At 67.6% G+C, this 15,010-nt stretch carries 14 protein-coding genes; all 14 read left to right on the top strand.

Features of this window, described 5'->3' with window-relative positions; genetic code table 11:
• The first annotated feature begins 119 nt into the window (after nucleotides 1–119).
• The 14 genes from AACH06_RS00145 (at nucleotide 120) to paaZ (ending at nucleotide 14,998) form a co-directional block, all read left to right on the top strand.
• Nucleotides 120–686 (top strand): TMEM165/GDT1 family protein, encoded by a 567-nt coding sequence (locus AACH06_RS00145; protein WP_341423556.1) that lies wholly within the window; start codon nucleotides 120–122, stop codon nucleotides 684–686.
• A gap of 153 nt (nucleotides 687–839) precedes the next feature.
• Nucleotides 840–1,634: a 2-(1,2-epoxy-1,2-dihydrophenyl)acetyl-CoA isomerase PaaG gene (paaG, locus tag AACH06_RS00150; RefSeq protein WP_341423557.1), complete on the top strand. Its 795-nt coding sequence runs from the start codon at nucleotides 840–842 to the stop codon at nucleotides 1,632–1,634.
• Between the two features lie 4 nt (nucleotides 1,635–1,638).
• Nucleotides 1,639–2,085 carry a hydroxyphenylacetyl-CoA thioesterase PaaI gene (gene paaI, locus AACH06_RS00155; protein WP_341423558.1) on the top strand — a complete coding sequence of 149 codons (447 nt, stop codon included), beginning with the start codon at nucleotides 1,639–1,641 and terminating at the stop codon, nucleotides 2,083–2,085.
• Nucleotides 2,086–2,131: 46 nt separating this feature from the next.
• Nucleotides 2,132–4,192 carry a M13 family metallopeptidase gene (locus AACH06_RS00160; protein WP_341423559.1) on the top strand — a complete coding sequence of 687 codons (2,061 nt, stop codon included), beginning with the start codon at nucleotides 2,132–2,134 and terminating at the stop codon, nucleotides 4,190–4,192.
• A gap of 268 nt (nucleotides 4,193–4,460) precedes the next feature.
• Nucleotides 4,461–5,438, top strand: a complete 978-nt coding sequence (locus tag AACH06_RS00165) for a type 1 periplasmic-binding domain-containing protein (RefSeq protein ID WP_341423560.1) — start codon at nucleotides 4,461–4,463, stop codon at nucleotides 5,436–5,438.
• A gap of 284 nt (nucleotides 5,439–5,722) precedes the next feature.
• A complete protein-coding gene (gene paaK, locus AACH06_RS00170) occupies nucleotides 5,723–7,030 on the top strand; it encodes a phenylacetate--CoA ligase PaaK (RefSeq protein WP_341423561.1) in 1,308 nt (435 codons plus the stop codon).
• A gap of 77 nt (nucleotides 7,031–7,107) precedes the next feature.
• Nucleotides 7,108–8,109: a 1,2-phenylacetyl-CoA epoxidase subunit PaaA gene (gene paaA, locus AACH06_RS00175; RefSeq protein WP_341423562.1), complete on the top strand. Its 1,002-nt coding sequence runs from the start codon at nucleotides 7,108–7,110 to the stop codon at nucleotides 8,107–8,109.
• A gap of 19 nt (nucleotides 8,110–8,128) precedes the next feature.
• Nucleotides 8,129–8,419, top strand: coding sequence for a 1,2-phenylacetyl-CoA epoxidase subunit PaaB (paaB, locus tag AACH06_RS00180; RefSeq protein WP_341423563.1), 291 nt, complete (start codon nucleotides 8,129–8,131; stop codon nucleotides 8,417–8,419).
• A gap of 10 nt (nucleotides 8,420–8,429) precedes the next feature.
• Nucleotides 8,430–9,218 (top strand): 1,2-phenylacetyl-CoA epoxidase subunit PaaC, encoded by a 789-nt coding sequence (gene paaC, locus AACH06_RS00185; protein WP_341423564.1) that lies wholly within the window; start codon nucleotides 8,430–8,432, stop codon nucleotides 9,216–9,218.
• Nucleotides 9,218–9,805 (top strand): 1,2-phenylacetyl-CoA epoxidase subunit PaaD, encoded by a 588-nt coding sequence (paaD, locus tag AACH06_RS00190; protein WP_341423565.1) that lies wholly within the window; start codon nucleotides 9,218–9,220, stop codon nucleotides 9,803–9,805. Before paaC ends, paaD begins: the two co-directional genes overlap by 1 nt.
• Entirely contained in the window at nucleotides 9,802–10,887 is a 1,086-nt protein-coding gene (gene paaE, locus AACH06_RS00195; RefSeq protein WP_341423566.1) for a 1,2-phenylacetyl-CoA epoxidase subunit PaaE, read from the top strand. The genes paaD and paaE overlap by 4 nt, the downstream gene beginning before the upstream one ends.
• A 138-nt stretch (nucleotides 10,888–11,025) precedes the next feature.
• Complete coding sequence (locus AACH06_RS00200; protein WP_341423567.1) at nucleotides 11,026–11,697, top strand: TetR-type transcription factor C-terminal domain-containing protein; 672 nt, start codon at nucleotides 11,026–11,028, stop codon at nucleotides 11,695–11,697.
• Nucleotides 11,694–12,836 carry an ABC transporter substrate-binding protein gene (locus AACH06_RS00205; protein WP_341423568.1) on the top strand — a complete coding sequence of 381 codons (1,143 nt, stop codon included), beginning with the start codon at nucleotides 11,694–11,696 and terminating at the stop codon, nucleotides 12,834–12,836. The genes AACH06_RS00200 and AACH06_RS00205 overlap by 4 nt, the downstream gene beginning before the upstream one ends.
• Before the next feature lie 101 nt (nucleotides 12,837–12,937).
• Nucleotides 12,938–14,998 (top strand): phenylacetic acid degradation bifunctional protein PaaZ, encoded by a 2,061-nt coding sequence (paaZ, locus tag AACH06_RS00210; RefSeq protein ID WP_341423569.1) that lies wholly within the window; start codon nucleotides 12,938–12,940, stop codon nucleotides 14,996–14,998.
• The last annotated feature ends 12 nt before the right edge of the window (nucleotides 14,999–15,010 follow it).

The raw sequence follows: 15,010 nt of genomic DNA on the forward strand, positions 1-15,010 counted from the left end.
ACCATGGCAGCGGCAGCCTGGTGGCACCGGGCCCGGCAAGACCTTTGACCAAGCACCCTCGCGTGGGCCGGGAGGGCGCTTTGGTCATCGGACTCGCTCCGGCCCCGGACTTGGTCATCATGGAAGCCTTCCTCATCTCCACCGGTATCGTCGCCCTCGGCGAAATGGGCGACAAGACGCAGTTGCTCGCGCTGCTGCTGGCCGCCCGATTCAAGCGCCCCCTGCCCATCATGGCGGGCATCCTCGTCGCCACGCTCGTCAACCACGCCGCGGCGGGCTGGCTGGGCGCGGGCATCGCCGCTTGGTTGGGCCCGCAGGTGCTGCGTTGGGTGGTGGGGGCCTCTTTCCTCGCCATGGCGGTGTGGATGCTCATTCCCGACAAGGCAGATGACGCGCCCACCGCCGCGGGGCGCTTGGGCGTGTTTGGCACGACCGTGGTTGCCTTCTTCATCGCCGAGATGGGCGACAAGACGCAGATCGCCACAGTGGCGCTGGCAGCGCGCTACACCGAGCTGGTGTCGGTGGTGGCCGGCACCACGCTGGGCATGATGATCGCCAACGTGCCCGCGGTGTTGCTGGGTGACCGGGTGGCGGCCAAAGTGCCGATGCGGGTGGTGCACGCCGTGGCGGCACTGATTTTTGCGGTGCTGGGCATCCTGGCGCTGGCCGGAGTCGGCCAGGGCTGACGGCGCGCACATCGCGGGACATCCCTCGGGTTTGCCCGAGGGGGTGGCCCGCCGGGGGGCCCTGCCACTGGACGAGAATCGCAGCATGGCGGCCAGCCGACCGACCGGTCGGTCGGCAAACTCGGCCGCGTGGACATTCCCGGGAGAACTCCGATGACCGAACCCTTGGTGCTGGTGGCCGATGCCGGCCCCGTTCGAACGCTCACGCTCAATCGGCCGGCCGCGCTGAACAGCTTCACCAGCCAGATGCACGCGCAGCTGCGCGAGGCGCTGGATGCCGCCGCGGCCCTTGAATCGGTGCGGACGGTGATCATCACTGGTGCGGGGCGGGGCTTCTGCGCCGGGCAAGACCTGAACGACCCTGGCATGGCGCCGGGCGACGACGGCAAGGTCGACATCGGCGCCGTGATCGAAGCGAACTACAAGCCGCTGGCCTTGCGCCTTCGAGCGATGCCGGTGCCGGTGATCGCTGCGGTCAATGGCGTCGCGGCAGGCGCCGGGGCCAACCTGGCGCTGGGTTGCGACATCACCATCGCCGCGCGGTCGTCCAGCTTCATCCAGGCCTTCTCCAAGATCGGGCTGATCCCCGACTGCGGCGGCACGTGGCTGCTGCCGCGCCTGGTGGGCCGCAGCCGCGCGCTGGGCCTGGCGCTCACCGGCGACAAGCTGCCGGCCGAGCAGGCCGAGCGCATCGGCCTCATCTGGCAGTGCGTGGACGATGCCGCGCTGATGGACACCTGTCAGGCCCTGGCACAGCGTCTGGCCGCCATGCCCAGCAAGGCGCTGGCCGTCACGCGGCAGGCATTCGATGCCGCCGCCGAGATGGACATGGACCAGGCCTTGGCGCTGGAGGCGCGCCTGCAGCGCGACCTGGGCCGCCAACACGATTTCGCCGAAGGCGTGGCGGCGTTCCAGCAAAAGCGCGCGCCGCAGTTCAAGGACCGTTAGCGTGATGGCAGCCCTCACCCCCCAGCGCCTGGCCGAGGCGGTGCGCGACGCGATGTGGCGCGATGACCGGGCCTCGAAAGCACTGGGCATGCAGGTGCTTGCCATCGGGCCGGGCACGGCCACGCTGACGATGACGGTGCGCGACGACATGCTCAACGGCCACGACATCTGCCACGGCGGCTTGATCACCACCCTGGCCGACTCGGCCTTCGCGTTCGCCTGCAATGCCTACAACGAGGTGACCGTCGCGTCCGGCTTCGATGTCAATCTCGTCGCCGCCGCGCGGCTGGGTGACGTGCTGACGGCCGAGGCGACCGAAGTGAACAAGGCGGGCCGCACGGGCGTCTACGACATCCAGGTGAGCAACCAACGCGGCGAACGTGTCGCTGTGTTTCGAGGCCGCTCCTATACCCTCAAAGGCAAGACGGTGGTCGATCCTGCCAGCCTCTGAATCTCCCTTGATCGACCTGCACTGCACCTTTCACAAGCCTCTCGCCATGCTGTTCTCTTTCCCACGCGTTCCACGCGCCATGGCCGCCGTGGCCCTGGTCGCAGCCGCCGCTGTTCAAGCGGCTGACCAGCCGCTGACCGAGCTGCCCTACACGCCGGGGCTGGATGTCCGATCCATGGACACGAGCGCCAGCCCTTGCGAAGACTTCTACCAGTACGCCTGCGGCGGCTGGATGAAGAACAACCCCATCCCGCCCGACCAGGCGCGATGGGATGTCTACGCCAAGCTGGCCGATGAGAACAAGCGCTTCCTCTGGGGCTTGCTCGACGGCCTGTCCAAGCAAGCTGAAGGCCGCTCGGTGCCGCAGCAGCAGATCGGCGATCTGTTCGCCTCGTGCATGAACGAGGCGCGCGTGGACGAGGCGGGTGCCAAGCCGCTGACCCCTTGGCTGGATCGCATCCAGGGCCTCAAGAGCGTGGGCGACGTGCCGGCGCTGCTGGCCGCCTTGCACCTGGCCACCGCGAATGGCGGGTTGTTCTTCAACCTGGACCAAGGGCAGGACTTCAGCGATTCCACCCGCGTCATCGCGTTCGTCGGCGCCGGCGGCCTGTCGCTGCCTGACCGCGACTACTACCTGCAAAACGATGCGCGCATGCGCGCCATCCGCGCCGACTACCTCACCCACGTGGCCCGCATGATGGAGCTGGCGGGCAGTGCGCCGGAGGCCGCCCGTCGCGAGGCGGCGGTCGTGCTGCAGATCGAGACGGCGCTCGCGCGCCCGCAGCTCACCCGCGTGCAGCAGCGTGACCCGCACATGCTGCACCACAAGATGGATCGGCGCGCGCTGCAGCGGCTGACCCCGCGCTTCGCCTGGGACAGCTACCTCGGCGAGCTGGGGCTGGGCGACGTGCGCGAGTTCAACGTCAACGAACCCGCCTTCCTCAAGGCGCTGGACCAGCAGCTGCGCACCCGCTCGCTGGCCGACATCAAGAGCTATCTGCGCTGGCACCTGGTCCACGCGATGGCGCCGCAGTTGGCCGCGCCGTTCTTTCAAGAGAACTTCGCCTTCTTCGGCAAGGCCTTGCGCGGCATCCCCGAGCCCAGCCCGCGTTGGCGCCAGTGCGTGACCCTGGTCGACCATGAACTCGGCGACGCCTTGGGCCAGGAGTTCGTGCGGCGCACCTTCAGCCCGGAGCAGAAGCAGAAGACCGAACGGATGACTCGCCAGATCGAGGACGCGATGGCGGCCGAGATCAAATCGCTCGACTGGATGAGCGCGCCCACCAAGGAAAAGGCGCTCGAAAAGCTCTCGACCATCGTCAACAAGATCGGCTACCCCGACCGCTGGCGCGACTACGGTGCCGTGCGCATCGCCCGCGACGACCTGGCCGGCAACGTGGAGCGCACCACCCAGTTCGAGGTGCGCCGGCAACTGGCGAAGATCGGCAAGCCGCTGGATCGGGGCGAATGGGGCATGACACCGCCGACGGTGAACGCCTACTACAACGCCCAGATGAACGACATCAACTTCCCCGCGGGGGTGCTGCAACCGCCGCTGTTCGACCCGAAGATGGACGACGGGCCGAACTACGGCAACACCGGTGGAACGATCGGCCATGAACTCACCCACGGCTTCGACGACGAGGGGCGGCAGTTCGATGCCCAAGGCAACCTGAAGAACTGGTGGGCGACGAAGGACGAGAAGGCCTTCAACGAGCGCACCAAGTGCCTGACCGACCAGTACGCCACCTACACCATCGTCGACGACATCAAGATCAACAGCAAGCTGACGCTGGGCGAAGACCTGGCCGATCTGGGCGGCCTGGTGCTCGCCTTGATCGCCTGGAAGACCGAGATGGCCGGTCAGCCGATGAACACCGAGCGCGAGGGCTTCACGCCGATCCAGCGCTTCTTCATCGGCTTCGCGCAATGGGCCTGCGAGAACGCCCGCCCCGAAGAGCTGCGCATCAACGCCAAGATTGAGCCGCACTCGCCCGGGCGCTACCGCGTCAACGGGTTGGTGGTCAACATGCCGGAGTTCGAGCAGGCCTTCTCCTGCAAGCCGGGCCAGCCGATGGCGCCCGTCAAGCGTTGCCGGGTCTGGTGAGCGAAGTGGCTGCGGCCGTCTGAAGGGCCCCGCCTCTGGCGGGGCCTTTTGCTTTTTAGAGAGTCTCACCAAGGCAGCCAGGGCTGGGGGCCGAACGTAACCCGTTGATTTGTCGGCGAATCAAGCCGTGTTACACGAGGGTACGAAGCTTGCACTCGGGTAAACGGTGATTGCCTCGAAGCCTTCCTCGGGCGATACCGCTTTCTTGGCAGCGGCAACCCGCGTTTGACGGGGTCCGCACTGGCTGTAGACCGAAGGAGCCTGAGGGATGTGGGGTAGAAGTCGTTGGGTGCGCCGCATGGCGCAGGGCATGCTGTTGGCTGTCGCGGCCGGAATGGGCGGCGCGGCCTGGGCGGGCCCGGGCCTGACCATCGGCGCGATCGTGCCGCAGAGCTGGCCGAGCGCGGCCGAGGGCGAGGAGATCGTGCTGGGCATGCAACTGGCCATCAAGACGTGGCCGGGGCAGCCTGCGCCCACGCTGGTCATCAAGGACAGTGCCTGCGATGCGCGCAAGGCCGAGAACGCGGCGCGCGAACTGGTGGCCGCCAAGGTCGACGTGGTGCTCGGCAGCTGGTGTGTCATCGGCATCACGCCGCGGGTGGTTTCCGAGGCTGGTATTCCCTTCGTGTCCGCCAATGCCGAGCGACTGCCCAAGGCGCCCGATGGCGTGTTGCAGCTCGGCCGCATGGAGCTGTACATCGTGGATAAGCTGGCCGCCGACCTGCGCACCGCCTCGGGCCTGCGGGTGGGGGGGCGAACCTCCTGCTGGATGAACTTCGAACCGGTGATGCGCGACCAGTACGACGCGTTGCTGTGCCCGGTGTTGGGCTTCGACAAGAAGCGCTGGGAGCAGGCCGAGGCCACCTTCACCGCCGCGAATCGACGGCCCTTCACCGCCTCGGTGGCCCGCGGCTATGCGGCCATGGAGGCCGGGCTGGAGAAGGTCCGGCGCATCCGTGCGGGCAAGGCGGCCAGCACCGATCCGATCATGACCATCTTCGGCCCCCTGCCGTCGACCGACGTGCCGGCCCAGATCGACGCCATGCAACTGGTCCTCTCGCCGAAGCTGCCCAAGCTGTCGCCCAAAGACCAGGCCACATTCACCCAGCTGCTGCAGACCAAGTCCTGCACCTGCCTCGAGACGAACTCGTGCGCCAAGCCGGGCCCCTGGGCCGACCAGCCCTTCGTGGTGCGCGGCAGTGCGGTGCCCAAATGCCCTCCACTGGTGGCGGCGGCGCCGCGTTGATCGTCGCCTCCTTCGGCGACCACGCTGGCGGCCTCGATGGCGCAGGCGCCAGTGGGGCGGCTTTTTCTCTCGCCCGCCACTGAACCGGGCCGGGCCGCCCCGCCGCGGCGGCGGGCGCCGCCTTCACGCACGCTTTCACGCCCCTGCGTAACCCCTGACTTGCGTCAAGCCGCGCCTCGTGTTTATCATTTACCGACCGTTCGGTAGATTAATTCCGGCGGCTCCCGTCCACACCGGTCCAGGCCGGCTGTGCTGCCCGATCGGCGCCCCAGGAGGCCACCCGCATGCCCGTGAAGACCCCCGCCCCCGGCGATCTGGAGGCGATCGAGACCGCCAGCCGCGATGAGCTGGCCGCACTGCAGCTGCAGCGCCTGAGGGCCACGCTCGAGCGGGTCTACGCCCACGTGCCGCACTACCGGCAGGCCTTCGATGCCAAGGGGGTTCACCCGTCGGATCTGAAGACGCTGGCGGATCTGGCCAAGTTTCCGTTCACCACCAAGCACGACCTGCGCGCCAACTACCCCTTTGGCATGTTCGCCGTGCCCCGCGAAGAGGTGGTGCGGGTGCACGCCTCGTCGGGCACCACCGGCAAGCCCACCGTGGTCGGCTACACCCAGGCGGACATCGACACCTGGGCCGGGCTGGTGGCACGGTCGATTCGCGCCGCCGGGGGGCGACGCGGCGATATCGTCCACGTCGCCTATGGCTATGGCCTGTTCACCGGCGGCCTGGGGGCGCACTACGGGGCCGAGCGGCTCGGCTGCACGGTGATCCCGATGTCGGGCGGGCAGACCGAGAAGCAGGTGCAGCTGATCCGCGATTTCCAGCCCGACATCATCATGGTCACCCCCAGCTACATGCAGGTGATCGTCGAGGAGTTCCGCCGCCAGGGCCTCGACCCACGCGAGATGTCCGTCAAGGTGGGCATCTTCGGCGCCGAGCCGTGGACAGAGGCCATGCGGCGCGACATCGAGGCCAGCGCCGGCATCGATGCGGTGGACATCTATGGCCTGTCCGAAGTGATGGGCCCGGGCGTGGCCAGCGAATGCGTCGAAAGCAAGGACGGCCCGGTGATCTGGGAAGACCACTTCTACCCCGAGATCATCGACCCGGAGACGGGCGAGGTGCTGCCCGACGGCGCCGAGGGCGAGCTGGTGTTCACCTCGCTGACCAAGCAGGCCTTCCCCGTCATCCGCTACCGCACCCGCGACCTGACGCGTCTGCTGCCACCCACGTCGCGCAGCATGCGGCGCATGGGCAAGATCGTGGGCCGATCGGACGACATGCTGATCATCCGCGGGGTCAACATGTTCCCGACCCAGGTTGAAGAGCTGGTGCTGCAGACCGAGGGCTTGTCGGGCCAGTACCAGATCGTTGTCACTCGCGACGGCAACCTCGACGAGGTGCAGGTGATCACCGAGGTCCTGCCGAGCCACCAGCAGGTGGATCGCGACGCGCTCGGCCGGCAGCTCGAATCCCGCATCAAGACCCTGATCGGCGTCAGCACCCGGGTGCAGGTGGGCCTGCCTGATTCGATCGAGCGCACGCTGGTGGGCAAGGCCCGCCGCGTGGTCGACAAGCGACCCCGCTGAAATGACCACCCCGCTCGCTTCGCGAGCCGCCCCCCGGAGGGGCCAGCCCTGTTCAATGTGATCACTGAGGAGACCTGATGTACACCCAAGCCATGGACACCGGCCCCAAGGAGGAGCGCAAGGCGGTCCGGTCGGCCGAAGAGGCTGTCCTCGAAGAACGCTTCGAGGCGCGCATCGACGAAGGTGCCTTCATCGAAGCGAAGGACTGGATGCCCGAGCACTACCGCAAGACCTTGGTGCGGCAGATCAGCCAGCACGCGCACTCCGAGATCGTCGGCATGCTGCCCGAGGGCAATTGGATCAGCCGTGCGCCCACGCTCAAGCGCAAGGCGATTCTGTTGGCCAAGATCCAGGATGAAGCGGGCCACGGCCTGTACCTGTACTCGGCAGGCGAAACGCTGGGCACCAGCCGCGACCAGATGCTGCAGGCGCTGCACACCGGCAAGGCGAAGTACAGCTCGATCTTCAACTACCCGACGCTCACCTGGGCCGATGTGGGTGTGATCGGCTGGCTGGTCGACGGTGCGGCGATCATGAACCAGATCCCGCTGTGCCGTTGCTCTTATGCGCCCTATGCCCGCGCGATGATCCGCGTGTGCAAGGAAGAGAGCTTCCATCAGCGCCAGGGCTTCGACTCGCTGCTGGTGATGATGAAAGAGGGCACGCCCGAGCAGCGAGCGATGGTGCAAGACGCCACCAACCGCTGGTGGTGGCCGAGCCTGATGATGTTCGGCCCGCCGGATGCCGACAGCCCGAACACTGCGCAATCGATGCGCTGGGGCATCAAGCGGCTGTCGAACGACGACCTGCGCCAGAAATTCATCGACGCCACCGTGCCGCAAGCCGAAGTGCTGGGTGTCACGCTGCCCGACCCGCACCTGCAGTGGAACGAAGAGCGCCAGCACCATGACTTCGGGCCGATCGACTGGCAGGAGTTCTGGCGCGTCGTCAACGGCGAAGGCCCGTGCAACCGCGAGCGCCTGGCTGCCCGTGTGAAGGCCTGGGACGACGGCGCCTGGGTGCGTGAGGCGGCACTGGCCCATGCGCGCAAGAAGAACACCGCGGCCGAGGCCGCCTGAATCATCGAAGGATCAAGACATGAGCATGCAAAACGAATGGCCGCTGTGGGAAGTCTTCGTGCGCCCCAAAGCCGGCCTGGATCACAAGCACTGCGGCAGCCTTCACGCGGCCGACGCCCGCATGGCGATCCAGCTGGCGCGCGACGTTTACACGCGCCGCATGGAGGGCACCAGCGTGTGGGTGGTGCGCTCAGACCAGATCGTGGCCTCGGACCCCGCCGACAAGGACATGTACTTCGACCCAGCGGAAGACAAGGTGTACCGCCACCCCACCTTCTACACGCTGCCCGAATCGGTCAACCACATGTGAGCCGCGCGGCATGAGCACACCCTCCATCACCTCGCCGCAAGACGCCCGCAGCCGCTATCTGCTGCGCGTGGCCGACACCTGCCTCATCCATGCGCAGCGCCAATCCGAATGGTGCGGCCATGGACCGATCCTGGAAGAAGACATCGCGCTGACCAACATGTCGCTCGACCTGATCGGCCAGGCGCGCGCGCTGCTCACGCACGTGGGACAGGGCGCCACGCCGCCATTGGACGAGGACCAGCTCGCCTTCTTGCGTGACGAGCGCGACTACCTGAACATGACGCTGGTCGAGCAGCCCGGCCGCAAGGGCGGGCGCGATTTCGCCGATGCGGTGATGCGCAACCTGCTGATCGGCGCCTGGCTCCAGCTCATGTGGCAGCGTCTGCAAGCCAGCACCGATGCCGAAGTGGCCGCGATCGCAGGCAAGGCCGTGAAAGAAGCCCGCTACCACGTCGAGCATGCGGCCGACTGGGTGGTTCGCCTGGGCGATGGCACCGACGAGTCGGCACGCCGCATGCGCGAAGCGCTGGATCGACTCTGGCCCTACACCCACGAGCTGTTCGACGATGACGACGCCGATGCGGCGGCCGTCACCAGCGGCCTGGGCCCCGCGCGCAGCGCCTTGCAGGCCGACTGGCAAGCGACGGTGAAGACGACGCTGGCCGATGCGCAGCTGGCCTTGCCGAAGGACACCGCGTTCCGCTCCACCGGCAGCCGCGGCGTCCACAGCGAAAACCTGGGCTACATGCTGGCCGAGATGCAGCACCTGCAACGCGCCTTCCCCGGAGGGCGCTGGTGATGAATCTGCCGGCCGGCCTGTTCCCGACGCTGCCGGTGGCGACCGATGCGCGCTGGGCGCTGCCGGTCGTGCCGCCACGGCGCGCGGGCGAAAGCCGTGTCGAGCGGGCCTGGGCGGTGCTGGGCAGCGTCGCCGACCCCGAAGTGCCGGCGCTGTCGGTGGTCGACCTCGGCCTCGTGCGCGAGGTCACCGACCTGGGCGATGGCGGCGGGCTGGCCGTGGTCGTCACGCCCACCTACTCCGGCTGCCCGGCCACCGAGCAGATCAACGAGGCCATCAGCCGCGCGCTGGAAGACGACGGCCTGGGGCCTGTGAGCGTGAGCCTGCGCCGCGCACCCGCCTGGACCACCGACTGGATGAGTGAAGTGGGCCGTGAGCGCCTGCGCGCCTACGGCATTGCGCCGCCCGGGCGCTGCGGTGACGCTGCTGCGGGCGCGCCGATCCACATCGTCGCCCGCGGTGTGAGCTGCCCACGCTGCGGCAGCGCGCAGACCGAGCGGCTGTCGGCCTTCGGCTCTACCGCGTGCAAGGCGATGTACCGCTGCCTCGCCTGTCGCGAGCCCTTCGAACACTTCAAACCGATATGACCACACTCCACTTTCATCCCTTGCGCGTGCGCGAAGTGCGTCCGGACACCGACGAGGCGATGATCGTCTCGTTCGATGTGCCCGGGGAACACGCCGAGCTGTTCCAGTTCACGCAGGGCCAGTACCTGACGGTGCGCCACGAGGTGGACGGGCAGGATGTGCGCCGCTCGTACTCGATCTGCGCCGGGCTGGACGACGGCGAACTGCGCGTCGGTGTGCGCAAGGTGGCAGGAGGCCTCTTCTCCAACTGGCTGCACCAGCACCTGAAAGCAGGCGATGTGCTGCAGGTCATGCCCCCGCAGGGCAAGTTCTTCGTTCCGCTGTCACCCGAAACGCCGCGCCACTACCTGGGCCTGGCGGGCGGCAGCGGCATCACGCCGATCCTGTCCATCATGAAGACGGTGCTGGCGCGCGAGCCCGGGAGCCGCTTCACGCTCGTGTATGGCAATCGCCGCGCCGCCTCGACGATGTTCAAGGAAGAGCTGGAAGACCTCAAGAACCGCTACATGACGCGGTTGACGCTGCACCACGTCTTCAGCGACGAGCAGGTCGACTCGCCGCTCAACATGGGGGTGATGAACCGCGACAAGATCGGCGAGTTCCTGCGCACCGTGATCGACCCGACCGCCATCGACCATGCCTTCGTCTGCGGCCCCTATGCGATGAACGATGAGGCAGAGGCCGCGCTGCTGGGCGCCGGCGTGCCGGCCGACCGCATCCACATCGAACGCTTCGGCATCGCGCTGCAATCGGCCGGCGATCTGGCCAAGCTGCACGCGCCGAAAGAAGGCGATGCGGACAACGCGAAGATCACCATCGTGCGCGATGGCCTCACCCGCGAGATCGTCTTCCGCCAGAGCGACCCCAGCATCCTCGACGCCGCGGCCTCGGCCGGCATGGACGTGCCGTACTCGTGCAAATCAGGTGTCTGCGGCACCTGCCGCGCCAAGTTGATGGACGGCCAAGTCCGCATGGACCGCAACTTCGCACTGGAAAAGCACGAAATCGCCGAGGGCTTCATCCTCACCTGCCAGGCCCACCCGCTGACACCCTGCGTGACGGTTTCGTTCGATGAGCGCTGAGCCGGCTTGGGCGCCAGGGGCGGTCGCGACGCACAGACGCCGGAGCCCCGCCCCGAGGTCCGGCGGCTACAGCGGCCGCCTTTTCCCGATGGCGCGGCAACTGGCCGAGCTCGGTTTTCTGTCACCCTGATCGCATCGATGGCACGACCTCGTTCCGCTGGCTATGACGACCAACGCGAGCAGATCCTCGCGAAGGCGGCCGCGCTGTTTGCCCAGCAGGGCTACACCGCCACCTCGATGAACCAGGTGGCGGCGGCCTGCGCGTTGTCGAAGGCCGCGCTCTACCACTATGTGCGCGACAAGCATGCGCTGCTCGCCTTGGTCGCCCAGGCGCACGTGAAGCGGCTTGAATCGGTGGTGGACGAGGTGCTGGCCCAGGGCCTGGTGCCGCAAGAACGGCTGCGCGAGTTGATCGTGCGCTTCGTGCGCGAATACGCCAACGCGCAGAACGAGCACCGTGTGCTGACCGAGGACGTGAAGTTTCTCGATGCGCAAGAACGCGAGCAGGTGCTGGCGATCGAGCGCCGCGTGGTCAACGCCTTTGCCGATGCGGTGGCGGCCGTGCGCCCAGAGCTGAAGCCAGCCGAGTTGCACAAGCCGCTGACGATGCTGCTGTTCGGCATGATCAACTGGATGTTCACCTGGCTCAAACCGGCCGAGGATGGCTCACGACTCAGCTACGAGCAGATGGCGCCGATGGTGGTGGAGCTTTTCTTCGGCGGCCTCGGTGCCGTCAGCCTGCCGGCCGAGGCGCCGGTGAACGTGAATTCCCGCAGCAAGAGAACCCCTCGAAAGGAGACTGCCCTGTGAAAGCCCTGAAGACCCTCGTCGCCGCCGCCGCCCTGGTGGCCACTGGCGCCGCGCTGGCGGACATCCAAGTGGGTGTCACCGTCTCGTCCACCGGGCCAGCCGCCTCGCTGGGCATCCCCGAGAAGAACACGATCGCCCTCATGCCCAAGACGATCGGGGGTGAGAAGGTGAACTACATCGTGCTGGACGATGCGTCCGACACCACCAAGGCGGTGGCCAACACCCGCCGGCTCATCACCGAAGACAAGGTCGACATCATCCTGGGTTCGACCACCACGCCCAACTCGCTCGCGATGATCGACGCGGTGGCCGAAGCCCAGGTGCCGATGATCTCGATGGCCGCCTCGGCCCGCATCGTCGAGCCGATCGACGCGAAGAAGCGCTGGGTCTTCAAGACACCCCAGAACGACATCATGATGTCGCTGGCCATCGTCTCGCACATGGCCGACGCGAAGATCAAGACCGTCGGCTTCATCGGCTTTGCCGATGCCTACGGTGAAGGCTGGTTCGGCGAATTCGGCAAGGCGGCGGGCATCAAGGGCATCCAGGTCGTGGCCAGCGAGCGCTATGCCCGCACCGATTCGTCGGTGACGGCGCAAGTGCTGAAGCTGGTGGCGGCCAAGCCCGATGCGGTGCTGATCGCCGGCTCGGGCACGCCGGCGGCCCTGCCTGCCGCCGCGCTGGTCGAACGTGGCTACACCGGCAAGGTCTACCAGACCCACGGGGTGGCCAACAACGATTTCCTGCGTGTGGGCGGCAAGAACGTCGAGGGCCAGTATCTGCCCGCCGGCCCGGTGCTGGTGGCCGAGCAGTTGCCCGCAGGCCACCCGGTGAAGAAGTCGGCGCTCGACTACATCGCCAAGTACGAGGCCGCCTACGGCAAGGGTTCGGTGTCCACCTTTGGCGCGCATGCCTGGGATGCGGGCCTGCTGATGACCGCGGCGGTGCCCGTGGCGCTGAAGAAGGGTAAGCCCGGGACGCCCGAGTTCCGCGTGGCCTTGCGTGACGCCCTGGAGCAGATCAAGGATCTCGCCGGCGCCCACGGCATCTTCAACATGTCGCCCAACGACCACCTGGGTCTCGACCAACGCGCACGCGTGATGGTCAAGATCGACAAGGGCACCTGGAAGCTGGATTGACCCGCGGCGCCCCTTCCCGGGGGCGCAGACGGACCCGCGCGCCGCCCCGATGGGCAGCGGCGCGGCGCGCACGCCTGTATTCGAACCTGCAGATCACTGTCATGACCACCCCACTTCAACTCCAAAGCTTCATCGCCGGCCGCTGGATCGGCAGCGAGGCCGCGCAGACGCTGCGCAGCGCGATCAACGGGCAGCCCGTGGCCCGTACCCATGCGGAGGCCCTCGACTTCGGCGAGGCGCTGGCCTATGCGCGGGGCACCGGCCTGCCGGCGCTGCTGGCGCTGAACTTCCAGCAGCGCGCGGCGCGGCTGAAGGCGCTGGCCAAGTTCCTGATGGAACGCAAGGAAGAGCTGTACGCCATCTCGGCCCACACCGGCGCCACCCGTACCGACAGCTGGATCGACATCGAAGGCGGTGCGGGCACCTTGTTCGCCTACGCCAGCATGGGTTCGGGCGAGCTGCCCAGCAGCAACATCGTCCACGAAGGGCCAGCGATGGCCCTGGGCAAGAAGGGCGGCTTCGCGGGCACGCACATCCTGGTGCCGCGCCGGGGTGTGGCGGTGCACATCAACGCGTTCAACTTCCCGATCTGGGGCCTGTTGGAGAAGTTCGCACCGACCTTCCTGGCCGGCATGCCATGCATCGGCAAACCGGCCACCGCCACCAGCTACCTGACCGAGGCGCTGGTGCGCCTGATCGAGCAGTCGGGCATCCTGCCCCCGGGCAGCCTGCAGCTGGTGGTCGGCGGCACGGGTGATCTGCTGGATCGCCTGCAAGGCGCCGACGTGGTCACCTTCACCGGCTCGGCCGATACCGCCGCGAAGCTGCGGGTGCATCCGAACCTCATCCGCCAATCCATCCCGTTCAACGCCGAGGCGGATTCGCTGAACTGTTCCATCCTCGCGCCCGACGTGCAGCCCGGCGACGAAGAGTTCGACCTGTTCGTCAAAGAGGTCGCGCGTGAGATGACGGTGAAGGCCGGCCAGAAGTGCACCGCGATCCGCCGTGCCATCGTGCCGCGCCAGCATGTCGATGCCGTCGCCGCGGCACTCAAGGCACGACTGGGCAAGACGGTGGTGGGCGATCCGTCGATCGAGGGCGTCAAGATGGGGGCGCTGGCATCACACGCGCAACAGGCCGACGTGGCCGAGCGTGTGGCTCAGCTGCGCCGCGAGGCCGAGCTGATCTGCGGCGCCGAAGCCTTCTCGCCGCAAGGCGCCGGCACGGCCGAAGGGGCCTTCTTTGCACCGACCTTGCTGCTGGCCCGCAACCCGCTGGCCAACGATGCAGTGCACGACATCGAAGCCTTCGGCCCGGTCAGCACGCTGATGCCCTACGACGACCTCGATGAGGCACTGGCCCTGGCGGCCCGGGGCAAAGGTAGCCTGGTCGGCTCGCTGGTCACTCGCTCGCCAGACGTGGCCGCGCACGTGGTGCCGTTCGTGGCCGCCCAGCATGGTCGGGTGCTCATCCTCGACCGCGAAGCCGCCCCCGAATCCACCGGCCACGGCAGCCCGCTGCCGATGCTCAAGCACGGTGGCCCGGGTCGCGCCGGCGGTGGCGAAGAGCTGGGTGGCATCCGTGCGGTGAAGCACTACCTGCAGCGCACGGCGGTGCAGGGTTCGCCGACGATGCTGGCCGCGGTGACAGGCGAATATGTGCGCGGTGCGGCGCGCATCGAAACCGAGGTGCACCCCTTCCGCCGGCACTTCGAAGACCTGCGGATCGGTGAGAGCCTCAGCACCCACCGCCGCACCGTGAGCGAAGCCGACATCGTCAATTTCGGCGGCGTCTCGGGCGACTACTTCTACATGCACTTCGACGAGATCGCGGCGAAAGACACCCAGTTCGGCCAGCGCATCGCGCACGGCTACTTCGTGCTGTCGGCCGCGGCCGGCTTGTTCGTCAGCCCCGCGCCCGGGCCTGTGCTGGCCAACTACGGACTGGACACCTTGCGCTTCGTGAAGCCCGTGGCCATTGGCGACACGATCCAGGCGCGGCTCACCGCCAAGCGCAAGATCGATCGCATGAAAACCGATGACAAGGGCCGCGGCCAGGGCGTGGTCGCCTGGGATGTGGAGGTGACCAACCAGCATGGCGAGCTGGTCGCGAGCTACGACATCCTCACGCTCGTGGCCAAGCGTGTCACGCCGGCGGCCTGATGCGAAGGGGCC

Source organism: Ideonella lacteola, assembly GCF_038066555.1.
Lineage (GTDB): Bacteria > Pseudomonadota > Gammaproteobacteria > Burkholderiales > Burkholderiaceae_C > Ideonella > Ideonella lacteola.